Genomic DNA, 18,142 nt, shown 5'->3' with positions numbered 1-18,142 from the left:
GCGATTTTGCCGTCCCGCAGTGGGCCGCATTCTCACTTATTTTCCAGGTCCAGGCCACAAACGCCGGTAACCGCTCCTACTGAGCCGCCGGCGTCCTGAGCTTTTCCAACACAGAAAGTGGAGAGATCACCTTGGTAGAGTACGTAGTTTCCCTCGATAAGCTCGGCGTCCATGATGTAGAGCACGTAGGGGGCAAGAACGCATCCCTGGGCGAGATGATCAGTAATCTTGCGGGCGCCGGTGTATCGGTGCCAGGTGGTTTTGCCACCACCGCCCAGGCTTACCGTGATTTCCTCGAGTTGAGCGGCCTCAACGATCAGATCCATGCCGCGCTCGATGCGCTGGACGTCGATGACGTCAACGCCCTGGCCAAGACCGGTGCCCAGATCCGTCAATGGATCATGGAAGCCGAGTTCCCCGAGAAGCTCAACGCCGAGATCCGCACCGCGTTTGCCACGCTGTCGGCCGGTAACCCTGACATGGCCGTCGCCGTGCGCTCCTCGGCCACCGCCGAAGACCTGCCGGACGCCTCCTTTGCCGGTCAGCAAGAAACCTTCCTGAACATCCGCGGCGTGGAAAACGTGATCCGCGCGGCCAAGGAAGTGTTTGCCTCGCTGTTCAACGACCGCGCCATTTCCTACCGTGTACACCAGGGTTTCGACCACAAGCTGGTGGCTCTGTCTGCCGGTGTGCAGCGCATGGTGCGTTCGGAAACCGGCACGGCCGGCGTGATGTTCACCCTGGACACCGAATCGGGCTTTCGCGACGTAGTCTTCATCACCGGCGCCTACGGCCTCGGCGAAACCGTCGTACAAGGCGCGGTGAACCCGGACGAATTCTACGTCCACAAACACACCCTTGAAGCCGGCCGTCCGGCCATCCTGCGCCGCAACCTGGGTAGCAAGGCGATCAAGATGATCTACGGCGACGAGGCCAAGGCCGGTCGCTCGGTAAAAACCGTTGATGTCGACAAGGCCGAACGCGCGCGTTTCTGCCTGACCGACGCCGAAGTCAGCGAGCTGGCCAAGCAGGCGATGATCATCGAGAAGCACTACAAGTGCCCGATGGACATCGAATGGGCCAAGGACGGTGACGACGGCAAGCTGTACATCGTTCAGGCCCGCCCTGAGACCGTGAAGAGCCGCACTTCGGCCAACGTCATGGAACGCTACCTGTTGAAAGAAACCGGCACCGTGCTGGTGGAAGGCCGTGCCATCGGCCAGCGCATCGGCGCCGGCAAGGTGCGGATCATCAAGGACGTGTCCGAGATGGACAAGGTCCAGCCAGGCGACGTGCTGGTCTCCGACATGACCGACCCGGACTGGGAACCGGTGATGAAACGCGCCAGCGCCATCGTCACCAACCGTGGCGGGCGTACCTGCCACGCGGCGATCATCGCCCGTGAACTGGGGATCCCGGCAGTTGTGGGTTGCGGCAACGCCACCCAACTGTTGAAAGACGGCCAGGGCGTGACCGTGTCCTGCGCCGAAGGCGACACCGGCTTCATCTTCGAAGGCGAGCTGGGCTTCGACATCAAGCAAAACTCCATCGACGCGATGCCGGACCTGCCGTTCAAGATCATGATGAACGTCGGCAACCCGGACCGCGCCTTCGACTTCGCGCAGTTGCCGAACGCCGGTGTGGGCCTGGCCCGCCTGGAGTTCATCATCAACCGCATGATCGGCGTGCACCCCAAGGCCCTGCTGAACTACGACGGCCTGCCGCCGGACATCAAGGAAAGCGTCGACAAGCGCATCGCCGGCTACAGCGACCCGGTGGGCTTCTACGTCGAGAAACTGGTGGAAGGCATCAGCACCCTGGCGGCGGCGTTCTACCCGAAAAAGGTCATCGTGCGCCTGTCGGACTTCAAGTCCAACGAATACGCCAACCTGATCGGCGGCAAGCTCTACGAGCCTGAAGAAGAAAACCCGATGCTGGGTTTCCGTGGTGCCTCGCGTTACATCAGCGAAGCCTTCCGCGATTGCTTCGAGCTGGAATGCCGTGCCCTCAAGCGCGTGCGCAACGAGATGGGCCTGACCAACGTCGAAATCATGGTGCCGTTCGTGCGCACCCTGGGCGAGGCGAGCCAGGTGGTGGACCTGCTGGCTGAAAACGGCCTGTCCCGTGGCGAGAACGGCCTGCGCGTCATCATGATGTGTGAGCTGCCGTCCAACGCCATCCTGGCCGAAGAGTTCCTGGAATTCTTCGACGGCTTCTCCATCGGCTCCAACGACCTGACCCAACTGACCCTGGGCCTGGACCGCGACTCGGGGATCATCGCCCACCTGTTCGACGAGCGTAACCCTGCGGTCAAGAAGCTGCTGGCCAACGCCATCCAGGCGTGCAACAAGGCCGGCAAGTACATCGGGATCTGCGGCCAAGGCCCTTCCGATCACCCGGACCTGGCCAAATGGCTGATGGAACAGGGCATCGAAAGCGTTTCGCTGAACCCCGATTCCGTACTGGAAACCTGGTTCTTCCTGGCTGAAGGCCAAGCCCAGGCGTAATACGTAACACCCCCAAGTGCCGGTCAACCTTGCGGTTGGCCGGCATTTCTCATTCTGTACAGGGCGGAACTCCATCCGGACGCCGCCCTTTTTTGTGCAAGAGCATTATGCAAAGCAGCAGCAACCTGTTTCCCGTCGCCTTGATCAGCGCTGAGCGTCGTGGCGACCTGAGTGAAGATGTGTATCGCCTCAAGCCCGCCAACAGCCCTGACGGCACCGTCGAGCTGGCCGTGACCCGCCTGGGCCTGGCTGATGTCCCGGAAAACCGGGGCGTGCCGGTGGTTTTGGTGCATGGCAGTTTCTCCAACCGACGCTTCTGGTATTCGCCCAAGGGCATCGGCCTGGGCGCTTACCTGGCCCGCGAGGGGTTCGACGTGTGGATCCCGGAAATGCGCGGCCACGGGCTGTCCCGACGTAACCACGACTACGCCAAAAACCGCGTTGCCGACTATGCTCGCTACGACTTGCCGGCCATTGCCGCCTTTGTGCGTGAGCAAAGTGGGCAGATCCCTCACTGGCTCGGACATTCCCTGGGTGGCACGACCCTGGCCGCGGCCCTGGGCGGGCAGCACCTTGGCGCGCCGGCGGTAGCCTCGGTGGCGCTGTTTGGCTGCCAGGTCAGTCGCACCCATTGGCCGTTGAAACTACCGCCAGTGGAATGGACCGGTCGCCTGCTCCTGAAGCGCTTTGGCCAATTGTCTGGCTCGCGATTGAAACGCGGCCCGGAGGACGAGCCGGCAGGCGTGCTGATTGAAGCGATGCGCTGGAATGGCCTGTTCGGCCGCTTTGGCGAGGGCAAGCAGGATTGGTGGAAGGGCCTGGCGGAGGTCGACGTTCCGCTGCTGGCGGTGAGCGCTGCCGGCGATCACCAGGACCCGGACTGGGCCTGTCGCAAGCTCTTCGAGCAAGTCGGCTCCGAGCATCGCCAGTACTTGTGCCTGGGGCGCCAGCAAGGGTTCAGCGGGGATTTCGGGCATGTCGAGATGCTCGTCAGCAAGGCCGCTCAGGCAGAAGTGTGGCCGTTGGTGAAGCGTTGGTTGAAAGATCCGCTCACACCTTTGGCGGGCGCGCAGACGCAGGAACTGGCACAGGTTTGAGCGGGAGGCTCTATCAGGGGCGTTTCGCTTGCTTCTCGTAGCGGCTAAGATATGACGCATCGGATGGTTCTGGTCATATTCAGTCGCGTAGTGGGTCTTGCGTCGCTGTCCTATGGGCCCGACTATTCGGCCCGGATTAAAGAACCTTCATGGCAAAGCGTTTCCAGATGTAAGTAAACAGTGGGATGTTTGACACCTTCTTTCACCTACAGGAGTTTCTCGATGAACCATTACCTTACCCCCGACCTGTGTGACGCCTACCCGGAGCTGGTGCAGGTGGTTGAGCCGATGTTCAGCAATTTCGGCGGCCGAGACTCCTTTGGTGGCGAGATCGTCACCATCAAGTGCTTTGAAGACAATTCCCTGGTCAAGGAACAAGCCGAACTCAATGGCGCCGGCAAGGTGCTGGTGGTCGACGGTGGTGGTTCCCTGCGCCGCGCATTGCTGGGCGACATGATTGCCGAGAAAGCCGCGAAAAACGGCTGGGAAGGGCTGGTGATCTACGGCTGCATCCGCGATGTCGACGTGATTGCCCAGACCGATTTGGGTGTACAGGCCCTGGCCAGCCACCCGATGAAGACTGACAAACGCGGCATTGGCGATTTGAACGTGGCGGTGACCTTCGCTGGCGTGACCTTCCGCCCGGGTGAGTACGTGTACGCCGACAATAACGGTGTGATCGTCTCTCCCAGCCCGCTGAAAATGCCTGAATAAACAGCAGTAGCCGACAGGGGTGAGGATGTTCGAGGAAGAAAACGCGCAGTGGGGGCTGGTGCATGCCCTGGTGCTGGACGGTAAAGGTGGCGCGCGTTCGATTGCCCGGACAGAGCTTGATGAGCTGCAACTGCAGCCTCAGGAAAGCCTTTGGCTGCATTGGGACCGTAGCCATCCCCAGACCCAGACCTGGTTGCGCAAATCCAGCGGCTTGAGCGAGTTCGCGTGTGACCTGCTGCTGGAGGAAAACACCCGCCCACGCCTGTTGCCGTTGCCGGACGCCGAACTGCTGCTGTTTTTACGCGGGGTCAACCTGAACCCAGGCGCCGAACCGGAAGACATGGTCTCGGTGCGCATCTTTGCCTCGGCGGCACGGGTGATCTCCCTGCGCTTGCGCCCGTTACGCGCCACCGATGAGTTGCTGGTGCAGTTGGCGGATGGCAAGGGGCCCAAGACTGCCTCGGAACTGGTCCTTTATATGGCGCAGTACCTGACCAACAAGGTCCAGGATCTGGTCAGCGATCTGTCCGAAATCGTCGATATCGAAGAAGAAAAACTGGATGCCGACGAACGGTATACCCCGGAGCATGGCAGCGTTTTGCAGATCCGTCGGCGCGCCGCCGGGCTGAAACGTTTCCTGTCGCCACAACGGGATATTTTCGCGCAGTTGACCCGGATCAAGTTGCCCTGGTTCTGCGATGACGATGCTGACTACTGGAACGAATTGAACAACAGCCTGACCCGTTACCTGGAAGAGCTGGAATTGGCCCGGGAGCGCGTGGGGCTTGTGCTTGAGACCGAAGACCGGCGTTTGAGCCTGCGCATGAACCGCACCATGTACCGCTTCGGGATCATCACCGGGATCTTCCTGCCGATGAGTTTTCTGACCGGTTTGCTGGGGATCAACGTGGGGGGGATTCCGTTCTCTTCCAGCCCTTACGGGTTCCTGATTGCATGCCTGATGATGGTCTCGGTGGCGGTCGGGCAATGGTGGTTGTTTCGACGTTTACGCTGGGTCTGACCTGAATGTGACCTGAACGTGGAAAGAGGTCATGTGACCCGAAGAATTTTACCCTCGTCTTTTAAATCACTTGCGAGAGGTCTTTATGCACGATCCGTTCGAACAGTCTTTGCGTGACATGCTTAACGCTTCGCCGTCCAACCGGGACGACGATGCTTGCCTGGGTCGCGTTTTGAAAACCGCCAACCGCCAGGTCGGGGCGGGGGACCTGTTCGGCCTGCTCGGCCGCTGGTTGCCGGCATTGATGATGGCCCTGAACAACGGTTCGGCCCATGTTTCACCGGTTTCCCGTCGTAAACCTCTTGCTCGCACTGCTGATAAGGCTGAATGAATATGGAACTCGATCTCTGGACCCAGAGTCTGGTAACTGCAATGACTGCGCTGTGGACCAAGGTGGCGAATTTCATTCCCAACCTGTTTGGTGCCCTGGTGGTGGTACTGCTGGGTTTTGTCGTGGCCAAGCTGCTCGACACCCTGCTTTCCAAATTGCTGGCTAAGCTGGGTCTTGATCGACTGATGGGCGGTACCGGCCTGACCAAGATTCTGGGGCGTGCCGGGCTGCAGGTGCCGATCTCGACATTGATCGGCAAGATCGTTTATTGGTTTGTTTTGCTGATTTTTCTGGTTTCTGCGGCTGAATCCCTTGGACTTGAGCGAGTTTCAGCTACGCTCGACATGCTGGCGCTGTATTTGCCGAAGGTATTCGGTGGCGCGCTGGTGTTGCTGGTAGGGGTTTTGCTGGCGCAATTGGCCAATGGCCTGGTGCGCGGAGCGGCCGAAGGTGTGGGTTTGGATTACGCCAGTGGCTTGGGGCGAATCGCTCAAGGCCTGGTGATTATCATCAGTATTTCGGTCGCGATCAGCCAGTTGGAGGTCAAGACTGACCTGCTGAACCATGTGATTGTGATTGTTTTGATTACCGTTGGTCTGGCCGTTGCGCTGGCCATGGGTCTGGGAAGCCGGGAAATTGCCGGGCAGATTCTTGCGGGAATCTATGTGCGTGAGCTGTATCAGGTTGGGCAACAAGTGCGTGTGGGCGAGGTCGAAGGGCAGATCGAAGAGATCGGCACGGTCAAGACAACAGTGCTGACGGATGATGGCGAGCTGGTGTCGCTTTCGAATCGGATCCTGCTGGAACAGCATGTGACTAGCCGCTAACCCGGCAAACCCTGCTAATGTACGCCGCCGCAATCCTGGGTATCCAGGCTGAGGCGGACATTGACCTGACTGTCGGCACGACTTGTTTTGAATAAAGCCCAAACGCTGTCCACGCGCTATGACCCCCGTGAGCTCTCTGATGAGGAGTTGGTCGCGCGCTCGCACACGGAGCTGTTTCACGTAACACGCGCGTATGAAGAATTGATGCGCAGGTATCAACGCACTCTGTTCAACGTTTGTTCAAGGTATTTAGGGAACGATAGAGATGCGGATGATGTCTGTCAGGAAGTGATGCTCAAGGTGCTCTACGGCCTGAAGAACTTTGAGGGCAAATCGAAGTTCAAGACATGGCTCTATAGCATCACGTACAACGAGTGCATCACGCAGTATCGGAAGGAACGGCGAAAGCGTCGCTTGATGGATGCTTTGAGTCTGGACCCCCTTGAGGAAGCGTCTGAAGAGAAGGCGCCAACCCCGGAAGAGAAGGGCGGACTCGATCGCTGGCTGGTGCATGTGAATCCGATTGACCGGGAAATTCTGGTGCTACGATTTGTCGCAGAGCTGGAATTTCAGGAAATTGCTGACATCATGCATATGGGTTTGAGTGCTACAAAAATGCGTTACAAACGCGCTCTTGATAAATTACGTGAGAAATTTGCGGGCAGTACTGAAACTTAGTGCGTGGCAAATATCTCTTACGTGTAGGCAAGTTCTGTTAGACTTGTCGCCGAGTTGTCCCCCGGTATGTGGGACTGCTTTACAATCACCAGATGGGGATTTAACGGATGAAACTGAAAAACACCTTGGGCTTGGCCATTGGTACTCTTATTGCTGCTACTTCCTTCGGCGCTCTGGCACAAGGTCAAGGCGCAGTTGAAGGCCAGCTGTTCTACAAAAAGCAGTTCAACGATAGCGTCAAGCATATCGAAGACGGCTTCAATCCTGGCGCAAGCATCGGTTACTTCCTGACCGACGACGTGTCGCTCAACCTGAACTACGACACTACCAACCACACCCGTTCGAACGACGGTACCGGTAGCCAGAAGATCAAGGGTGATACCGGCAGCGTTACTGCTCAGTACCACTTCGGTCAAGCTGGTGTTGACTCCCTGCGTCCATACGTAGAGGGCGGTTTCGGCCACCAGAGCCGTACCAACGTAGAAGCTGATGGTCACAAAGGTCGCGATCAATCGACCCTGGCTATCGCTGGCGCTGGTGTGAAGTACTACTTCACCGACAACCTGTTCGCACGTGCTGGTGTTGAAGCTGACTACGCACTGGACAACGGCAAGTGGGATTACTCCGCACTGGTTGGTCTGGGCGTAAACTTCGGCGGCAACGCTGGTAAAACTGCTCCAGCTCCTACCCCAGCACCAGCTCCAGAGCCAGTTCCAGAGCCAGAAGCTCCGGTTGCTCAGGTTGTTCGTGTTGAGCTGGACGTGAAGTTCGACTTCGACAAGTCGGTTGTTAAGCCTAACAGCTACGGCGACGTGAAAAACCTCGCTGACTTCATGAAACAGTACCCACAAACCACCACCGTTGTTGAAGGTCACACTGACTCCGTCGGTCCTGACGCTTACAACCAGAAGCTGTCCCAGCGTCGTGCTGACGCTGTTAAGCAAGTCCTGGTCAAAGACGGTATTGCTCCTAACCGCGTAAGCTCGGTTGGTTATGGCAAATCCCGCCCAGTTGCTGACAACGCAACTGAAGCTGGCCGTGCTATCAACCGTCGCGTAGAAGCCTCGGTAGAAGCACAAGCAGCTCAGTAATTACTGAGTTGTAGAAAAAAGCCCGGCTTAGGCCGGGCTTTTTTTCGCCTGTCATTTGTCTCAGGCGCTAACGCTGGCCAAGGCTTCAACCGCTTGCGTCGCCTGGATAACCTGGCCAATCACCAGAATCGCCGGGCTCTTCAGGGCGAAGTCCTGGGCGTCCTCCTGCATGCGGGAAAGGCTGCTGCGACACTCGCGTTGCTGTGGCAACGAGGCGTTTTCAATCATCGCCACCGGCATGTCATCGCTCATGCCACCTTCCAGCAGCTGCTGCCGAATCTCCCCCAGCTTCGCCACTCCCATATAGATCACCAACGTCGTGCCGCCCTCGGCCAGTGCCCGCCAATTGAGACTGCTGTCGTCCTGGGTGTGGGCCGTAACCAACGTGACGCCACGGCTGACACCGCGCAAGGTGAGCGGAATATCACAGTTCGTTGCCCCGGCCAGCCCCGCCGTAATGCCATTGACCAACTCCACTTCCACCCCATGCTGCCTGAGCCAGGCCGCCTCTTCGCCGCCGCGACCAAAAATGCACGGATCGCCACCCTTGAGCCGCACCACGCATTTGCCTTGCCGGGCATAACGCAACATCAGGCGGTGGATAAAGGCCTGGGGCGTGGACCGACAGCCGCCGCGTTTACCCACGGTGATCAGCCGGGCAGCGGGGCAATGCTCCAGCAGCGCCGGGTTGACCAGATCATCGATCAGCACCACGTCGGCTTCCCGCAGGGCTCTCACTGCCTTGAGTGTCAGCAGCTCCGGATCACCGGGGCCTGCACCCACCAGCCAGACTTTTGCGCTCATATGCATCCCTCACACCGTGATCGCGATTGGCTGTGTGCCGCTCGCCAATAGTCGTTTGATTTCCGGTACACAGGAGCCGCATTGCGTGCCGCAACCCAGTTCCTGCTTCAGCCCATTCAGGTCCAGGCCCCGGGCAATGCCGGCGCACACCGCGCTTTCGCTGACGTTCTTGCAATTGCATAGCGTCTTGTTGCTGGTCGAACCGCCCCCCGGTGGCGCACTCAATGGCGCCAGCAGCCAGCGTCGTAACTGGTCATCGGTACGACCTTCCAGCCACAGGCTTTGCAACCAATGGCGAGCCAGGGTTTCGCCGGCCAGGCGGATCGCAGTGATGCGACCTTTTTCGATTTTTACTCGCTTGCCAATCGAGCGCCGCGGGTCGTCGTAGGCCATGACTGGGCCGTCATTGAGGCCCAGCAACTGGTCAATCTGCTTCAGAAGCTCAAGCGCCGGCGCCTCGTGATGAGCGGCGCGAATCAGCAGGGCGGGCCGCTCACGCCCGGTCAGGCTCAGGCTGACGTAGGCAAAACCCTCACACAGCGGTCTCAATGCTTCAAAGTGTTGCTGCACATCGCCTTCAATCAGCGCAAACAAATGCCAGGGCAGTTGCACCGCCTCCAGGCGCACGCCGCTGTGTTTGAGTTCCGGCTGTTTGGACAGCGGGTCGAACGCCGGTTGGGTGAGCGCGTTGACACCGCCTTTGAGAAACCGGTCGCCCCAGTGCATTGGCAGAAACGCCTGGCCGGGACGCACGCTGTCATCACTGCCGACGGCCACAATCACGCTGCCGCGCCGGCTTTTCAGGCTGACCAGGTCGCCTTCCTTCAAGCGATGTCGACGCAGCTCATCCGGGTGCAGGCTGAGCAACGCCTCGCTGACATGGCCGAACAACTGCGCTGCGGTGCCGGTGCGGCTCATGCCGTGCCATTGGTCCCGCAGGCGCCCGGTGATCAGGGTGAGCGGGAAACGCGCGTCACGCTGCTCCTTGGCGGCGCGATAAGGGTCGGCCACAAAGTGCGCGCGGCCCGTCTCGGTAGGAAAAATCCCATCTGTATACAAGCGTGTGGTGCCGCTCACCGCGCTGGTCGGGAACGGCCATTGTTGCGGGCCGATCCGGTCCAGCAGGGCGTGACTGATGCCCGACAGGTCGAGGTCGCGCCCGCGGGTCAGCAGTTTGTATTCATCAAAGATCTGCGCGGGTTGCTCAAAGGCAAAAAGCCCCGGTTTTCCGGGACAAAGACGCTGCTCCAGGCGCTGGGCAAAATCCACGGTGATTGCCCAGTCCGGCCGGGCTTCGCCAGGTGGGACGATGGCTTGGCGGACATGGGAAATGCGCCGTTCAGAGTTGGTAACTGTGCCTTCTTTCTCGCCCCAACTCGCCGCCGGCAACAACAGGTCGGCGAAACGCGCCGTCTCGGTTGTACGAAAAGCTTCCTGTAGCACCACGAACGGACATGCTTCCAAAGCCTGGCGCACGGTGTTCTGGTCGGGCAGGGATTGGGCGGGGTTGGTGCAGGCGATCCACAGGGCCTTGATCTTGCCGGCCTGGACCTGTTCAAACAGTTCGATAGCGGTCAGCCCGGTGTTGGCTGGTAGTTGTTCGACCCCCCAATACGCGGCTACCTCTGCCCGGTGTTCAGGGTTGGCCGCCTCGCGGTGCCCCGGCAGCAGATTCGACAAACTGCCGGTTTCCCGCCCACCCATGGCATTCGGCTGACCGGTCAGAGAGAACGGTCCGCAGCCGGTGCGGCCAATGGTGCCGGTGGCCAGGTGCAGGTTGATCAAGGCGCTGTTCTTCGCACTGCCCGCGGTGGATTGGTTAAGCCCCATGCACCACAGCGACAGAAAACTCGCCGAGGTGCCGACCCATTCCGCGCACAGGCGCAGTTGCTCGACACTGATCCCGCACAGTTGCGTAACCATTTGCGGCGTGTAGTCGTGAACCAGGCGTTTGAGTTCCACCAGGCCGTCGGTATGGGCCTGGATAAAGTCGCGGTCGATCCAGTCTTCCCACAGCAACAAGTGCAAGATCCCATGGAACAACGCGACATCCGTGCCCGGCAAAATCGCCAGATGCAGGTCTGCCAGGTCGCAGGTGTCGGTACGCCGGGGATCGATCACCACCACCTTCATCTGTGGCCGCCGGGCTTTGGCCTCCTCCAGGCGTCGGAACAAAACCGGATGCGCGTAGGCCATGTTGCTGCCGACGATCATCACGCAGTCGCTCGACTCCAGGTCCTCGTAGCTGCACGGCGGCGCATCGGCCCCCAGGCTGCGCTTGTAGCCGACCACTGCCGACGACATGCACAGCCGCGAGTTGCTATCGATGTTGTTGGTACCCACCAGCGCCCGCGCCAGTTTGTTGAAGCTGTAGTAGTCCTCGGTCAGCAACTGCCCGGAGATGTAGAACGCGACGCTGTCGGGCCCGTGTTCGGCGATGGTCTCGGCGAACACATTCGCCGCGTGTTCCAGGGCGGTGTCCCAATCGGTGCGGCTGCGGGCCAGGCCCTTGCCCAGCCGCAGTTCCGGATACAGCGCGCGGGCCGCCAGGTCGCCGGTCAGGTGCAGGCTCGAACCCTTGCTGCACAGCTTGCCGAAGTTGGCCGGGTGGCTTGGATCGCCGCTGACGCCGAGGATCTGCGAGCCATCATGCTCGATCAGCACGCCGCAACCGACCCCGCAGTAGCAGCAGGTGGACGCGGTGGTCTGGCGGTTCATCAACCGGCGTCCCGCAGTGCCAGCATCACTCGGCCGTTTTCCACACGGGCCGGGTGGTGATGGGCGCAGCCGATGTCCGGTGCCTGGGCCTCACCGGACTCCAGGTCGATCTGCCAGTTATGCAGCGGGCAGGCCACGCGTTTACCGTAGATCAGCCCTTGTGACAGTGGCCCGCCCTTGTGCGGACAGCGGTCGTCGAGGGCGAACACTTCGTCGTCACTGGTACGAAAAATCGCGATGTCGCCTTTTGGCCCGGTGATGATGCGCGAGCCCAGGGCGTTGATTTCTTCGAGGGCGCAGATATCCAGCCAGTTCATGCCGGCACCTCCAGCAGTTTGACGGGGATGGTGTCGAATTCCTTTTTCAGCAGCGGCTGTTCCAGGCGTTCTTTCCACGGGTCCTGTTCGAACGACAGGGAGAATTGCAGGCGTTCATTGAGCGCCTGGCGCCGTGCCGGGTCTTCCAGCACGGCCTTCTTGATGTGCTCCATACCCACCCGTTGCAGGTAGTGCACGGTACGCTCCAGGTAGAAGGCTTCTTCCCGGTAAAGCTGTAGGAAAGCGCCGTTGTATTCGCGCACTTCTTCGGCGGTTTTCAGCTTGACGAAGAACTCCGCGACCTCGGTCTTGATCCCGCCGTTACCGCCGATATACATCTCCCAACCGGAATCGACGCCGATAATTCCCACGTCCTTGATCCCCGCTTCCGAGCAGTTGCGCGGGCAACCGGACACCGCCAGCTTGACCTTGTGGGGCGACCACATGTTGAACAGGTCATGCTCCAACTCGATCCCCAGTTGCGTGGAGTTCTGCGTACCAAAGCGACAGAACTCACTGCCGACGCAGGTCTTCACGGTACGGATGGATTTGCCGTAGGCATGCCCGGACGGCATGTCGAGGTCTTTCCACACACCGGGCAAGTCCTGCTTCTTGATGCCCAGCAAGTCGATGCGCTGCCCGCCGGTGACCTTGACCATCGGCACGTTGTATTTGTCGGCCACATCGGCGATGCGCCGCAGCTCCGACGGATTGGTCACGCCGCCCCACATCCTTGGGACTACCGAGTAGGTGCCGTCTTTCTGAATGTTGGCGTGGGCCCGCTCGTTGATCAGGCGCGATTGCGGGTCGTCTTTCGCTTCGCCGGGCCAGGTGGAAATCAGGTAATAGTTGAGTGCCGGGCGGCAAGTGGCGCAGCCGTTCGGGGTGCGCCAGTTGAGGTAGCTCATGGTGCCGGCGATGGTCAGCAAATGCTGGTCGCGGATGGCCTGGCGGATCTGCCCGTGGTTGAGGTCGCTGCAGCCGCAGATGGCTTTTTCGCTTTTTGGTTTGACGTCCGCCGCGCCGCCTACGGTGTTGATCAGGATCTGTTCCACCAAGCCTGCGCAGGAGCCGCAGGAACTGGCGGCCTTGGTATGCTTTTTCACATCGTCGACGCTGAACAGCCCGTGTTCCTGAATTGCCTTGACGATGGTGCCCTTGCACACGCCGTTGCAGCCGCAGACTTCAGCGGTGTCGGCCATGCTCATGGCTTTGTCCTGGCCTTGATGGCCTACATCGCCGATGGCGTTTTCGCCGAACATCAGGTGATCGCGGATCTCGCCAATGGCGTGGTTCTCACGGATCTGCCGGAAATACCAACCGCCGTCAGCGGTGTCGCCGTACAGGCACGCGCCGACGAGGATGTCGTCCTTGATCACCAGCTTCTTGTAGACGCCGCCAATCGGGTCGGAAAGGGTGATGGTCTCGGTGCCTTCGCCGCCCATGAAGTCCCCGGCGGAGAACAGGTCGATGCCGGTGACTTTCAGTTTGGTCGAGGTCACCGAGCCCTGATAGCGTGCGAAACCCAGCTGGGCGAGGTGATTGGCGCAGACCTTGGCCTGCTCGAACAGCGGTGCCACCAGGCCGTAGGCGATCCCGCGGTGGCTGGCGCATTCGCCGATGGCATAGATGCGCGGGTCGTAGGTTTGCAGGGTGTCGTTGACCAGAATCCCGCGGTTGCACGGGATGCCGGATTTTTCCGCCAGTTCAGTGTTGGGGCGGATGCCGGCCGCCATCACCACCAGGTCCGCCGGGATCACGTCGCCATTCTTGAATTGCACCGAACCCACGCGACCGTTGCCGGCGTCATGCAGGGCCTGGGTTTGCTCTTGCAAGCGAAAAACCAGGCCGCGGCTTTCCAGTTCGGTTTGCAGCAGCTGGCCGCTGGTCTTGTCCAGTTGCCGCTCCAGCAGCCACTCGCCGATATGCACCACGGTCACGTGCATGCCACGCAGCATCAGGCCGTTGGCGGCCTCCAGGCCCAGCAGGCCGCCGCCGATGACCACGGCGTGCTTGTGGGTCTTGGCGGTGTCGATCATGGCCTGGGTGTCGGCGATGTCGCGGTAGCCGATCACACCTTGCAACGTATTGCCGGGGATCGGCAGGATAAACGGCGTGGAGCCGGTGGCGATCAGCAGGCGATCGTATTCGGCCTCGCTGCCGTCTTCGGCGATGACTTTGCGTTTGACCCGGTCGATCTGCACCACTTTGCGGTTGAGCAACAGCTTGATGTTGTTGTCGAGGTACCAGCTCAGGTCATTGAGCACGATCTCTTCGAAGGTCTGCTCACCGGCCAGTACCGGCGACAGCAGGATGCGGTTGTAGTTGGTGTGGGGCTCGGCGCCGAAGACGGTGATGTCGTACAGGTCGCTGCTCAGTTTGAGCAATTCTTCAAGGGTGCGAACCCCGGCCATGCCGTTGCCGATCATCACCAGTTTGAGTTTCTTCATGTCGTTCTCCGCAGTGGCTCGACAAATCGTGCGCAACAAAAAAAGGCGTCCCCGCTACGCAAGTAGCGAGGACGCCTTTGTCCTGGTCCCGTTCTCTCGGGAAGCTCGACCTTCGACGTTGAAGGTGCGGCTATATGTGTGTTGATGGGAAAGCTAATGCAGTGGTTGTGCCAAGTAGCGGTTTGGCCGAATTTGTTCAGCCTGGCGCCCAGGTATCGAGAAATTTCGCCTCTTAGTGGTGCAACAGCCAGTACAACAGCACCAGATTGATCAGCAACGACAGCGCGGCCAACGTTTGCCAGACCTTCAGCGGTTCGCGCTCCAGCAGCGGTTTTGGCCGCATGCTCAACTCCCGGCGGTCTGCCTGTTCCAGCACCAGCAACCATTCTTCGGCGGTTTCATACCGTTGCTCCGGTTGCGCGGCGACTGCGCGTTCCAGGCTTTGTTGCAGCCAGTCGGGCAGGTCGGGGCGGTAACGGCTGGCGCTGACCGGCGTGGTGAACCTGGGGCGTTGGAAAGCTTCGATTTCGCCGTAGGGATAATGCCCTGTCAGCAGGTAATACAAGGTCACGCCGACGCTATACAGATCCTGTTGCGGGGTAGGGCGTTCGCCATTGAAGGCTTCCGGGGCGATAAAGCTCGGCGTGCCTGGCAGCAGGTGCGCGCGGTCCTCCGAGAGCCCTGGGCAGTAGGCCAGGCCGAAGTCCAGCACGCGCAATTCACCATCTTCGCCCAGCAGCAGGTTTTCCGGCTTGATGTCGCGGTGCAGGATCTGCCGGCGGTGCAGCAGCCCGACCGCACGCAACAGGCGCTCGGCCAGGGATTGCCATTGTGCCAGGGGGAGCGGGCCCTGGTGCTTGAACAGCTCGGCGAGGGTTTGCCCGGCGTATTCACGCATCACGTAGTACAAATGCTGACGGCCGCTGGCGGGATGGACTTCAGGAAACGCCCGGCCAGCGACCCGGCGCAGGAACCATTCCTCCGACAGCAGTGCCTGGGCGGCGAACACATCGTCGTCATGGCTGATCGGCAAGGTTTTCAGCAACCAGGCCTGTTGCTGGGCGTCGCGTACCCGATAGAGCAGGGACTGACGACTTTGCCCCAGCAGCGCTTCCACCTGCCAGCCTTCGAAGTGTTGCCCGATTTTGAGGGGCGGCGGCAGTGGCCATTGCTGCAACTGCACCAATGCATCCCCGAGGGTGGCGGCGCCGAGCTGGTCAACGCGCACCAGCAGGGCGCTGGCATTATCCTGGCTGCCCGCCAGGTGCGCGGCACTGACCAAGGTGTTCACGGCGAGGTCCAGGTTTGACTGTTCCCGCAGGATCGCGCCAATGGCGTGATCCCCCAGGGTTGCCCAAACGCCGTCGCTGAGCAGCAGGAAACATTCCCCCGCCCGCAACTCACCGTCGAGGAAATCCAGCACCAGGTGTTGGTCCAGGCCCATGGCGCGCTTGAGCACATGTTGCATGCCCGGTTGCACCCAGACGTGCTCTTCGCTGAGGCGTTGCAACTCGCCGTCGAGCCAGCGGTACACCCGACAATCACCCACATGGGCCAGGGTGAAGCGCCGCCCGCGAAACACCAGGGCACTGAGGGTGGTCAGTAGCGGCAGGCCGCCACCGTTGGCTTGCAGCCAGCGATTCTGTGCCACCAGCAAACGCTCCAGCGCCTGGGCCACGCCCCAGGTTTGCGGCGTGGCGTAGTAGTCCAGGGCCAGGGCCTGCAAGGTCGAGCGGGCGGCCAGTCCACCATCGGCGCACTGGCTGACGCCGTCGGCGATGGCGCACAGGTAGCCCTTGCTGGCGGCCAGCTCCGGGGCGGGTGTGACCAGGCGCAAGGCGTCCTGGTTTTCCTGCCGTGGGCCGGTGGCACTGGCTTGGGCGAAGCTCAGTTGCAGACCCATCAGACCCGTGCAGCCGTCACTGCCGCTGAGCCCCAAGTGGTTCTCCAGCGACGCTTGACGCCGTACAGGCCGAACCAGGCCAGCACGCCCAGGCTGGCGAACAACCACAACGCCAACTGATAACTGCCGGTGCTTTGCTTGATCGCGCCCATGCCCGCCGCGAGGGCGAAACCGCCGATGCCGCCAGCCATGCCGATCAGGCCGGTCATTACACCGATCTCCCGATGAAAGCGCTGGGGCACCAATTGGAAGACTGCACCGTTACCCGCACCCAAACCAAGCATGGTGCACACGAAAAGCGCCAGTGCTGCGTAGGAACTTGGCAGGTTGAACCCCACCGCCGCGATGCAGATTGCGGCCACGCCGTACATGCCGAGCAGGGTGCGGATCCCGCCAAAACGGTCGGCCAGGGCGCCACCCAACGGCCGCATCAGGCTGCCACCGAACACGCAGGCGGCGGTGTAGTAGCCGGCGGTGACCGGGCTCAGGCCGTACTGGTCGTTGAAATAGCCGGGCAGGGCGCTGGCCAGGCCGATAAAGCCGCCGAAGGTCACGCTGTAGAAGAACATGAACCACCAGCTGTCGCGGTCACCCAGGGCTTTGAAATAGTCGGCCATGGATTTGGCCTTGGGCCGTTGCGGGGCATTGCGGGCGAGCCAGGCGAAGACGATCAGGGTCAGCACCAGCGGGATCAGCGCAAAGCCGAACACATTGCTCCAGCCGAACGCGGCGGCGAGTACCGGTGCCAGCAGGGCTGCAAACACCGTCCCGGAGTTGCCGGCACCGGCGATGCCCATGGCCTTGCCCTGGTGTTCGGCGGGGTACCACTGGGATGCCAGGGGCAAGGCGACAGCGAACGAGGCGCCGGCCATGCCGAGGAACATGCCCAGCAGCAGGGCTTGTTCGTAGCTGTGGATTCCGAGTTTCCAGGCGCCGAAGAGGGCGCAGATGACAATCACCTGGCCAATCAGGCCGGCGGTCTTGGGGGAGAGTTTGTCGGCGAGCATGCCCATCAGGAAGCGCAGCACGGCGCCGGCCAGGATGGGCGTGGCTACCACCAGGCCGCGTTGTTGGGTGGTGAGGTGCAGGTCGGCGGCGATTTGCACGGCCAGGGGGCCCAGCAGGTACCAGACCATGAAACTCAGGTCGAAATACAGGAACGCGGCGAACAGGGTCGGGGTGTGACCGGATTTCCAGAAGCTTGATTTCATCACGCACCTCAGCGGTAAGGGGTCTTATGAGAAGGCCTGGTGATGGAGCGGCTGTTGCCGCCCCATCGGCCCCGGGCTATGGGGCCAAAACGAAAAAACGCCGCCACCGGGTTTGCCAGGGCAAACCGGATGTGCGACGTCTTTGTCGTGGATGGGGCAACCGCCGTTGGCTACCTGTGGGGATTCTTTAGCAAGAGGTGGGCCAACAGGGGTTGGGTTGTGTACATATCCGTTGCTGCGGTAACGGCCGCCTATGGTTCCGCTCTTACAGCGGGTCACTTTTGGCATACGCCCGGAATGCCGGCCCAGCCAAAAGTAACCAAAAGGTCTTTGCCCCACCACTCGGTGCCTCGCCTAGGCTCGGCATGCCGGAACGAAGGCCCGGTTCCGCGGGCCGCCGCGACGTGCCATCCATGGCCCGGCGCGGCTAAATCGGCATCCCTGCCGATTTACCCGCTCCACCGTGCCTGCTT

General features: G+C 60.9%; 14 protein-coding genes. 8 read left to right on the top strand and 6 right to left on the bottom strand.

Annotated features, from left to right (window positions below; genetic code table 11):
- Window positions 1-131 precede the first annotated feature (131 nt).
- From ppsA to HX875_RS19395, 8 genes are all read left to right on the top strand, one after another.
- Window positions 132-2,507 (top strand): phosphoenolpyruvate synthase, encoded by a 2,376-nt coding sequence (ppsA, locus tag HX875_RS19430; protein WP_177044743.1) that lies wholly within the window; start codon window positions 132-134, stop codon window positions 2,505-2,507.
- 107 nt (window positions 2,508-2,614) lie between these two features.
- On the top strand, window positions 2,615-3,604 hold the full coding sequence (locus HX875_RS19425) for an alpha/beta fold hydrolase (protein WP_177044741.1): 990 nt from the start codon (window positions 2,615-2,617) through the stop codon (window positions 3,602-3,604).
- Between the two features lie 222 nt (window positions 3,605-3,826).
- Window positions 3,827-4,318: a ribonuclease E activity regulator RraA gene (gene rraA / locus HX875_RS19420; RefSeq protein ID WP_003215007.1), complete on the top strand. Its 492-nt coding sequence runs from the start codon at window positions 3,827-3,829 to the stop codon at window positions 4,316-4,318.
- A gap of 25 nt (window positions 4,319-4,343) precedes the next feature.
- The gene (locus HX875_RS19415; RefSeq protein WP_177044739.1) at window positions 4,344-5,339 is read left to right on the top strand and encodes a zinc transporter ZntB; all 996 of its coding nucleotides are present in this window, start codon (window positions 4,344-4,346) and stop codon (window positions 5,337-5,339) included.
- Between the two features lie 85 nt (window positions 5,340-5,424).
- Complete coding sequence (locus HX875_RS19410) at window positions 5,425-5,670, top strand: hypothetical protein (protein WP_003215011.1); 246 nt, start codon at window positions 5,425-5,427, stop codon at window positions 5,668-5,670.
- 2 nt (window positions 5,671-5,672) lie between these two features.
- Complete coding sequence (locus HX875_RS19405; RefSeq protein WP_008432650.1) at window positions 5,673-6,497, top strand: mechanosensitive ion channel family protein; 825 nt, start codon at window positions 5,673-5,675, stop codon at window positions 6,495-6,497.
- Window positions 6,498-6,584: 87 nt separating this feature from the next.
- Entirely contained in the window at window positions 6,585-7,175 is a 591-nt protein-coding gene (gene sigX / locus HX875_RS19400) for an RNA polymerase sigma factor SigX (protein ID WP_003215014.1), read from the top strand.
- 107 nt (window positions 7,176-7,282) lie between these two features.
- Window positions 7,283-8,266: an OmpA family protein gene (locus tag HX875_RS19395; protein WP_177044737.1), complete on the top strand. Its 984-nt coding sequence runs from the start codon at window positions 7,283-7,285 to the stop codon at window positions 8,264-8,266.
- A 60-nt stretch (window positions 8,267-8,326) separates the two neighbouring features.
- Here HX875_RS19395 and cobA read toward each other — a convergent pair whose 3' ends face one another.
- The 6 genes from cobA to HX875_RS19365 form a co-directional block, all read right to left on the bottom strand.
- Window positions 8,327-9,070 (bottom strand): uroporphyrinogen-III C-methyltransferase, encoded by a 744-nt coding sequence (cobA, locus tag HX875_RS19390; protein WP_177044734.1) that lies wholly within the window; start codon window positions 9,068-9,070, stop codon window positions 8,327-8,329.
- Between the two features lie 9 nt (window positions 9,071-9,079).
- Complete coding sequence (locus HX875_RS19385) at window positions 9,080-11,788, bottom strand: nitrate reductase (protein ID WP_177044732.1); 2,709 nt, start codon at window positions 11,786-11,788, stop codon at window positions 9,080-9,082.
- Window positions 11,788-12,105, bottom strand: a complete 318-nt coding sequence (gene nirD / locus HX875_RS19380; protein ID WP_088424575.1) for a nitrite reductase small subunit NirD — start codon at window positions 12,103-12,105, stop codon at window positions 11,788-11,790. The genes HX875_RS19385 and nirD overlap by 1 nt, the downstream gene beginning before the upstream one ends.
- Window positions 12,102-14,555, bottom strand: coding sequence for a nitrite reductase large subunit NirB (nirB, locus tag HX875_RS19375; protein ID WP_177044731.1), 2,454 nt, complete (start codon window positions 14,553-14,555; stop codon window positions 12,102-12,104). The genes nirD and nirB overlap by 4 nt, the downstream gene beginning before the upstream one ends.
- Window positions 14,556-14,787: 232 nt before the next feature.
- On the bottom strand, window positions 14,788-16,458 hold the full coding sequence (locus tag HX875_RS19370) for a bifunctional protein-serine/threonine kinase/phosphatase (RefSeq protein ID WP_177045147.1): 1,671 nt from the start codon (window positions 16,456-16,458) through the stop codon (window positions 14,788-14,790).
- Window positions 16,458-17,669 carry a nitrate/nitrite transporter gene (locus tag HX875_RS19365; RefSeq protein WP_010176415.1) on the bottom strand — a complete coding sequence of 404 codons (1,212 nt, stop codon included), beginning with the start codon at window positions 17,667-17,669 and terminating at the stop codon, window positions 16,458-16,460. The genes HX875_RS19370 and HX875_RS19365 overlap by 1 nt, the downstream gene beginning before the upstream one ends.
- Window positions 17,670-18,142: the final 473 nt, after the last annotated feature.

The sequence above is a fragment of the Pseudomonas yamanorum genome (genome assembly GCF_013386765.1).
Lineage (GTDB): Bacteria > Pseudomonadota > Gammaproteobacteria > Pseudomonadales > Pseudomonadaceae > Aquipseudomonas > Aquipseudomonas yamanorum_A.
The sequence above is the reverse complement of the archived record's forward strand: the minus strand, read 5'-3'. Positions and strand labels throughout refer to the sequence as shown.